The sequence below is a fragment of the Lysobacter zhanggongensis genome, assembly GCF_046638635.1.
GTDB lineage: Bacteria > Pseudomonadota > Gammaproteobacteria > Xanthomonadales > Xanthomonadaceae > Novilysobacter > Novilysobacter luteus.
Genome location: NZ_JBJXHK010000097.1, coordinates 1 through 7,112, shown reverse-complemented (window position 1 = coordinate 7,112; position 7,112 = coordinate 1). Strand labels below are relative to the sequence as shown.

General features: G+C 70.9%; 4 protein-coding genes. 3 read left to right on the top strand and 1 reads right to left on the bottom strand.

The features are described from left to right. The first annotated feature begins 225 nt into the window (after nt 1-225). Together ACKVMH_RS11965 and ACKVMH_RS11960 are read left to right on the top strand one after the other, a co-directional pair. Nucleotides 226-1,662, top strand: a complete 1,437-nt coding sequence (locus ACKVMH_RS11965) for an aldehyde dehydrogenase family protein (RefSeq protein WP_412700462.1) — start codon at nt 226-228, stop codon at nt 1,660-1,662. 206 nt (nt 1,663-1,868) lie between these two features. Next, a complete protein-coding gene (locus ACKVMH_RS11960; RefSeq protein ID WP_412700461.1) occupies nt 1,869-3,596 on the top strand; it encodes a vWA domain-containing protein in 1,728 nt (575 codons plus the stop codon). Here the strand turns inward: ACKVMH_RS11960 and ACKVMH_RS11955 are convergent. Beyond that, on the bottom strand, nt 3,569-6,175 hold the full coding sequence (locus ACKVMH_RS11955; RefSeq protein WP_412700460.1) for a bifunctional diguanylate cyclase/phosphodiesterase: 2,607 nt from the start codon (nt 6,173-6,175) through the stop codon (nt 3,569-3,571). The two genes, ACKVMH_RS11960 and ACKVMH_RS11955, sit on opposite strands and share 28 nt — an antisense overlap. Before the next feature lie 274 nt (nt 6,176-6,449). On the opposite strand from ACKVMH_RS11955, the gene ACKVMH_RS11950 reads away from it, so the two are divergent. Continuing rightward, nucleotides 6,450-7,004: an RNA polymerase sigma factor gene (locus ACKVMH_RS11950; RefSeq protein WP_412700459.1), complete on the top strand. Its 555-nt coding sequence runs from the start codon at nt 6,450-6,452 to the stop codon at nt 7,002-7,004. Nucleotides 7,005-7,112 lie beyond the last annotated feature (108 nt).

Sequence of the window (7,112 nt, the reverse complement as noted above, 5' to 3'; positions counted from 1 at the left end):
CTGGCGACCGTCGCGCGCGGCTACGCGATCCTGCAGCACGGCGATGGCCGCGTGGTCCGCAGCGTGCTGGATGCGGCGCCCGGCGACGCGCTCGACGCGCGCCTGGCCGATGGCCAGCTGCGTATCCGGGTGGAGTGACACCAGCGCCTGACGGCGGGGCAACATCCGGCGTGCCACTGTCCGCGCATTCCCTGCTGCGTCACCCGCATCGCCCCGGAGCCCGCCATGCCCAGGTTGAAGCCCAGCTACCCCTACTACCTCGCCGGCCGCGCGGTCGCCGCCAACACCGACCTCGAGGTGCGCGACAAGTACACCGGCAAGCGCGCCACGCGCGTCGCGATGGCCAATGCGCGTACCGTCGAAAAGGCGATCGCGGCGGCAGTGGCGGCCCGGCCGGCGATGGCCGACTTCCCGCCCGACGCGCGCCGCGACGTGCTGCTCCACTGCGTCGGGGAGTTCGAGGCGCGGCGCGAGGAGCTTGCGCATGCGCTGTGCATCGAGGCCGGCAAGCCGATCGGTGACGCACGCGGCGAGGTGACCCGGCTGATCGATACCTTCCGCATCGCGGCTGGCGAGGCGACCCGCATCGATGGGGAGGTGGTCGAGCTGCGCATCTCCGAGCGCACCCGTGGCTACCGCGGCATGACGCGGCGCGTCCCGGTCGGTGTCTGCAGCTTCATCACGCCGTTCAACTTCCCCCTCAACCTGGTCGCGCACAAGGTAGCGCCGGCGATCGCTGCGGGCTGCCCGTTCGTACTGAAGCCGGCCGGCAAGACCCCGGTTGGGGCGCTGATCATCGGCGAAGTGCTGGCAGGTACCGCGCTGCCGAAGGGCGCGTTTTCGATCCTGCCGTGCTCCAACGAGGACGCAACGGCGCTGGTCGAGGACGACCGCATCGCGTTGCTGAGCTTTACCGGGGGCCCCATCGGCTGGGAGCTCAAGTCGCGCGCCGGTCGCAAGAAGGTGGTGCTGGAACTCGGCGGCAATGCGGCCTGCATCGTCGATGCCGACCCCGGGCGCGACATGGACGAAGTGGTCGAGCGGCTGGTATCCGGCGCGTACTACCAGTCCGGCCAGAGTTGCATCGCGGTGCAGCGCATCCTCGCCCATGCCGACGTCTACCCTGTCCTGCGCCGGAAGCTGCGCGCGGCGGTCGCGAAGTTGCCGATGGGCGATCCCCGCGACGCCGCCACCTTCATCGGCCCGATGATCGACGAGGACGCCGCCCGACGCGTCGAGGACTGGATTGCCGCGGCGCGCAAGGCAGGCGCGAAGAAGCTCGCCGGCGGTCCACGCAAGGGCAACATGTTGCCGGCGTGGTTGCTGGAAGGCGTGCCGCGTGACGCCGAGCTCTACCGCAACGAAGCCTTCGGCCCGGTCGCGCTGATGGAACCGTTCGACGATTTCGACGCGGCGCTGGCGGCGGTCAATGACAGCGAGTACGGCCTGCAGGCCGGGGTGTTCACCGGGCGCCTCGACCACGCGATGCGCGCCTGGGACCGGCTCGAGGTCGGCGGGGTGGTGGTCGGCGACATCCCCAGCTTCCGCGTCGACAACATGCCCTACGGCGGGGTCAAGGGTTCGGGGCTGGGCCGCGAGGGCGTGCGTTACGCCATCGCCGACATGACCGAGCAGCGGCTGCTGGTGATCCGGGAAGCTTGAGCCCCGCGTAGGCGCGCCAACCCCGTTTCCGCCTGCAGTGCGTTAACCCCCTGCAACGGACCACGGAGACCGCCCATGCACCGCCCGCACGCCCGCACCACCACGCTCGCCNGGTGATCCGGGAAGCTTGAGCCCCGCGTAGGCGCGCCAACCCCGTTTCCGCCTGCAGTGCGTTAACCCCCTGCAACGGACCACGGAGACCGCCCATGCACCGCCCGCACGCCCGCACCACCACGCTCGCCGCCGCCCTGCTCGCCGCCATCGCCGTGGCCGCCTGCAGCACGACCCATGAATCGCCGGTGGCCGATGAAACCGGCCGGGTCGCCCAGGCCGAGCGTGCCAGCCAGGCGCAGGACGCGCAGGCCGCGCGCAGGCCCCCCGCTCACCCTGCCCCGGCGTCCCTCCACATGGTGGCCCCCGCCGGCATGCCGGCCTTCGCGCCGCCGCAGGCCAACACCGAGCACTACGCCGGCCTCGACGACAACCCGGTCCACCGCGTGTCCGACCAGCCGGTGTCGACCTTCTCGGTCGACGTCGACACCGGCAGCTACAGCAATGTGCGTCGGATGCTGCTCGACGGTGTGCGCCCGCCCGTGGATGCGGTCCGCGCCGAGGAGTTCATCAACTACTTCGACTACGGCCACCCCGCGCCTTCCGGGACCGACGTGCCGTTCGGGATCACCACCGAGCTGGCGCCGGCGCCGTGGAATGCCGAGCGCCGCCTGTTGATGATCGGCATCAAGGGCTACGACATCCCCCGGGCTGACCTGCCGCCGTCCAACCTGGTCCTGCTCATCGACACCTCGGGCTCGATGAATTCACCCGACAAGCTGCCGCTGCTCAAGCGCGCCATGGGCATGCTGGTGCGCCAGCTGCGTCCGCAGGACACGGTGTCTATCGTGGTGTATGCCGGCTCGGCCGGACTGGTGCTGCCGCCGACACCGGGCAACCGCCAGGGCGAGATCCTCGCCGCGCTCTCACAGCTGGAGGCGGGTGGCAGCACCAATGGCGGCGACGGGATCCGGCTCGCCTACGACATGGCCCGGCAGGGCTTCATCGAGGGCGGAACCAACCGCGTGCTGCTGGCCACCGACGGTGACTTCAACGTCGGCACCGTCGACCAGGGCGCGCTGGAGACACTGGTCGCCGACCAGCGCGCCAGCGGCATCGCCTTGACCACGCTCGGCTTCGGCCAGGGCAACTACAACGATGCGCTGGCAGAACGGCTGGCCGACCTCGGCAATGGCAACCACGCCTATATCGACAGCGCGTTGGAAGCGCGGCGGGTGCTGGTCGAGGCCATGGGCTCGACCCTGGCGACCATCGCCAGCGACGTGAAGGTGCAGGTCGAGTTCAACCCCGCGGTGGTCGCCGAGTACCGCCTGGTCGGCTACGAGAACCGGGTACTGCGCAACGAGGACTTCGCCAACGACAAGGTCGACGCCGGCGACATCGGTGCAGGGCATTCGGTGACCGCCCTGTACGAACTCACCCTCGCCGGTTCGCCGGCGGTCCGCTTGCCCGGGTTGCGCTACGGCGATACCAATCCGACCACCGCAAGCGACAGCCGCGAGGTCGCCCACGTCCGGCTGCGCTACAAGCAGCCTGGCACCGATACCAGCCGGCTGGTGGAAACCCCGGTGCTGCGCGACCAGCTGCGCGCGCAACCCGGCGAAAGCATGCGCTTCGCCGCGGCGGTCGCCGGCTTTGCCGACCTGCTGCGGGGCGGCGCGCGTACCGATGGCTGGGGTTGGGATGGCGTGCTGGCCACCGCGCGCAGCGCCCAGGGCGGTCCGGGCCAGGGCATGCGTGCGGAGTTCGTTGAACTGGTGGAGCTGGCGCGGCCGCTGGTCGAGCCGCGACCGGTCGCAGGCGGCGGCCTGGACGCCAGTGACGCGCGCCCTTCTCAGCCGGGCGTTGCCGCGGGGGACTGACCCGACATCTGCTCGGCCGGCCGGCCGAGCAGGTAGCCCTGGCCATGTTCGCAGCCCAGGTCGCAGAGCACCGCGGCCTGTTGCTCGTTCTCGATGCCTTCGCCGATGGTGTGGATGCCTAGCGTCCCGGCCAGCGCCTGGATCGCCCGCACCACGGCGACACTCTCGTTCTCCGTGCGGTCCGACAGCCCGGCCACGAAACTGCGGTCGATCTTCAGGCACTCGATCGGGAAGCGGTGCAGGTAGGACAGCGCCGAATAGCCGGTGCCGAAATCGTCCAGCTGGGCCAGCACGCCGTGGTCGCGCAGCGTGCGCAGGGTGCGCAGCGCGCGTGACACGTCGTCCAGCAGCGCGACCTCGGTGATCTCGATGCGCAGCCGGCGCGGATCGGCGCCCGCGGTGTCGATCATCCGCAGCAGGCGGTCAGCGAAATCGACGGTGCGGAAGTGGCGGGGCGAGACGTTGATGGAGATGTAGCCTTCGCCACCCTGCGCCAGCCGGGCGATCACCTGCCCATACATCAGCCAGTCGACCTCCTCGATCAGGCCGTTGTCCTCGCCCAGGCCGATGAAGTCGCCGGGCAGCAGCAACCCGCGGGTCGGGTGGCGCCAGCGCAGCAACGCCTCGTGGCCGATCACGGCACGGTCGCGCAGCCGCACGATCGGCTGGTAGTGGGCGACGAAGTTGTCACCGTTGATCGCGCGGCGCAGGTCGGCCTCGAGGTCGAGGATGCGCATGGCCTGCTCGCGCATCTCCTCGTCGAACACGGCCCAGCGGTCGCGACCGGCGGCCTTGGCGCGGTACATCGCCGCATCGGCGTCGCGCAGCAGCTCGGCGCCACTGTTGTAACGCGGGTGCCACAACGCGATTCCGAGGCTCGCCGACGGGAACACCTCGCGCCCGGCGATCCAACAGGGCTGTCCCAGCGCCTGCAGCAGCCGCTGCGCCAGTTCCTCGGCCACGTGGGGGCCGTCGATGCCCTCGACCAGGATGGCGAACTCGTCGCCACCCAGCCGCGCCACCGTATCCGTCGCGCGTGCCGTGGCGACGATCCGGCGCCCCGCCTCGACCAGCAGGTCGTCGCCGGCGGAATGGCCCACGCTGTCGTTGATCAGCTTGAAGCGGTCCAGGTCGAGGAACAGCACCGCGAAGGTCCGCGCCGGCTCGCCCAGCTCGCGGTGGCGCCAGTCGCTGCGCGCGCGGGTGATGGCCGAAGCCAGCCGGTCGAGCAGCTGGTGCCGGTTGGGCAGGTCGGTCAATGCGTCGTGGCGCGCCTGGTGGGTCAGCTGCTGCTCGGCACGCACGCGCTCGCCGATCTGCTCCAGCAACTCGGCGTTGGCCATCGCCAGTTCGCGCGTGCGCGACTCCACGCGCTGCTCCAGTTCGGCATGGGCGGCGACAAGGCGGTCCTGCCCCTGCTTGCGCGCCAGTCCGATGCTGATGTGGTGGGCGACGAAGGTCAGCAGGTCCTGGTCGCGCGTGGTGAAGATGATCGCCGCGGAGTAGCTCTGCACCGCGATCACGCCGACCACGGCCTCGTCGCGGTACAGCGGCACGCCGAGCCAGCATTGCGACAGCGAGCCGTGGCTGCGCAGCTGCCCCTCGGCCTCCAGCTGGGCGATCCGGTGGCGGTCGGCCAGCAGCGCGCGGCCGCTGGCGATCACGTACTCGGTCATGCCGGCGCCAAGCCGGCGGCTGACGCGGGCGACGTCGCGCTCGTCGATGGAGTACGGGAACTCGAGCCGCTCGCCGTCGTCGGACAGCAGCGCGATGTAGAAGTTGCGCGCGTACAGCAGCTCGCCGACGACGTCGTGCACCTGCGCGTAGAAGCGCTCCAGTGTCTCCGAGGTGATCGACAGTTCGGCGATCCGGAAAAGCGCGCGTTGCAGCCGCTCGGCGCGCTGGCGTTCGACGATCTCCGCCTGCAGGTCGCGGTTGCTGAGCTGCAGCGCGTAAGTGCGCTCCTCGACCCGGCGCTCGAGCTCTTCGCGCGCCTGGTGCCGGTCGAGCGCGGTCAGGATGTGCTGGGCAACGAACGCGAGCAGCGCCCGCTCCTCGTCGCCGTAGCTGTTGGGCCGGTCGTAGCTCTGCACCACGATCGCGCCACAGACGCGGTCGTCGCGACGCATCGGCACGCCCAGCCAGTCCTGGCTGTCGGGTCCGTGCGAATCGTCGCGGCCGACACCGAGGCGCAGCCGCACCTCGTCGGATGACCCGCGCACCGGCTCGCCGTGGTGCAACAGCGCGCGCGTCAGGCTGTTGGGCATCTCCGAGCCGAGGATCTCGTGGGCCGGGTCGGCCTCGAACGGGTCGATGCGGTCGGCGAAGTAAAGGAACCGGAAGCTGTCGCGCGCATCGTCGAACAGCACGATGTAGAAGTTCTCGGCGTACATCAGGCCGCCGACGACCTCGTGGATGCGGCCGAGCATGTCGGCCATCTCCAGGTCGGAACCGGCCAGGTCTGCAATCTCGTACAGCGCCTGCTGCAGGCGCTCGGACTTCTCCAGCGAATCGACGCGCGCACGCGCGGCGCGCAACGCCTCCGTCAGCGCGTCGACGCCCGGGGCCTCCCCGTGCATGCCCGCATCGTCCGCCCCGGCCTCTCGCCCGCCTGTTTCCTGCACCGTCTACCGCCCCCTGGTCCACCACAGGATAGCCGTCCGCATCGGGGCTTGCGCGCGCCGTCGGCACCACGATCCCGCGTTGCCGACGATAGCGGCCCGGAAACCCCGTTGCGCAGCGTCGAACGTTGAACCGACCATGCAAGCCGTCCTCGGCGCGACGACCGCGCCCTGCCCAGCACCATGCCGCAGCCGCTTTGCCACGGCAACGACAGGCCGTACCCTTCATGCGATGAACGGGGCGGCCGATCCGGGCGACGACATGCTGATGCTGGCCTGGGCCGGTGGCGACGTCGCGTCGTTCGAGCTGCTCTACGCCCGGCACCGTGGGCCGCTGTACCGGTTCCTCATGCGCCAGGTGCATGACCCGGCGCTGGCCGACGAGCTGTTCCAGGACATCTGGCAGCGGGTGATCGGCGCGCGCGCGGACTGGACGCCCGAGGCGCTGTTCAGGACCTGGCTGTTCCGGATCGCGCACAACCGGCTGTCCGACCACTGGCGCGCCGCCCGGCACCGCCCGCCGGCACCGGACGACGGCGACGAGCGGGCGGCCCGCCAGCCCGACCCGTCGACACCCGAGCGGGCGCTGTCGGAGTTCGAACAGCGCCGCCGGCTGCAGCGGGCGATCGAGCAGCTGCCCGACGAGCAGCGCACCGTGGTCCTGCTGCGGCTGGAGCAGGAACTGAGCCTGGACGAGATCGGCGCGGTGACCGGCGCGGGGCGTGAGACGGTGAAGTCGCGGCTGCGCTACGCGATGGACAAACTGCGCGCAGAGCTCAATCCATGACCATCCACCCCAACGAGCCGCTGAGCGCCGAGGAGCGCGCCCTGGCCGACCAGCTGGCCCGCAGCGCCCCCGGGCGCCTGCCACCCCCGGCGGTCGATGCGGCGATCC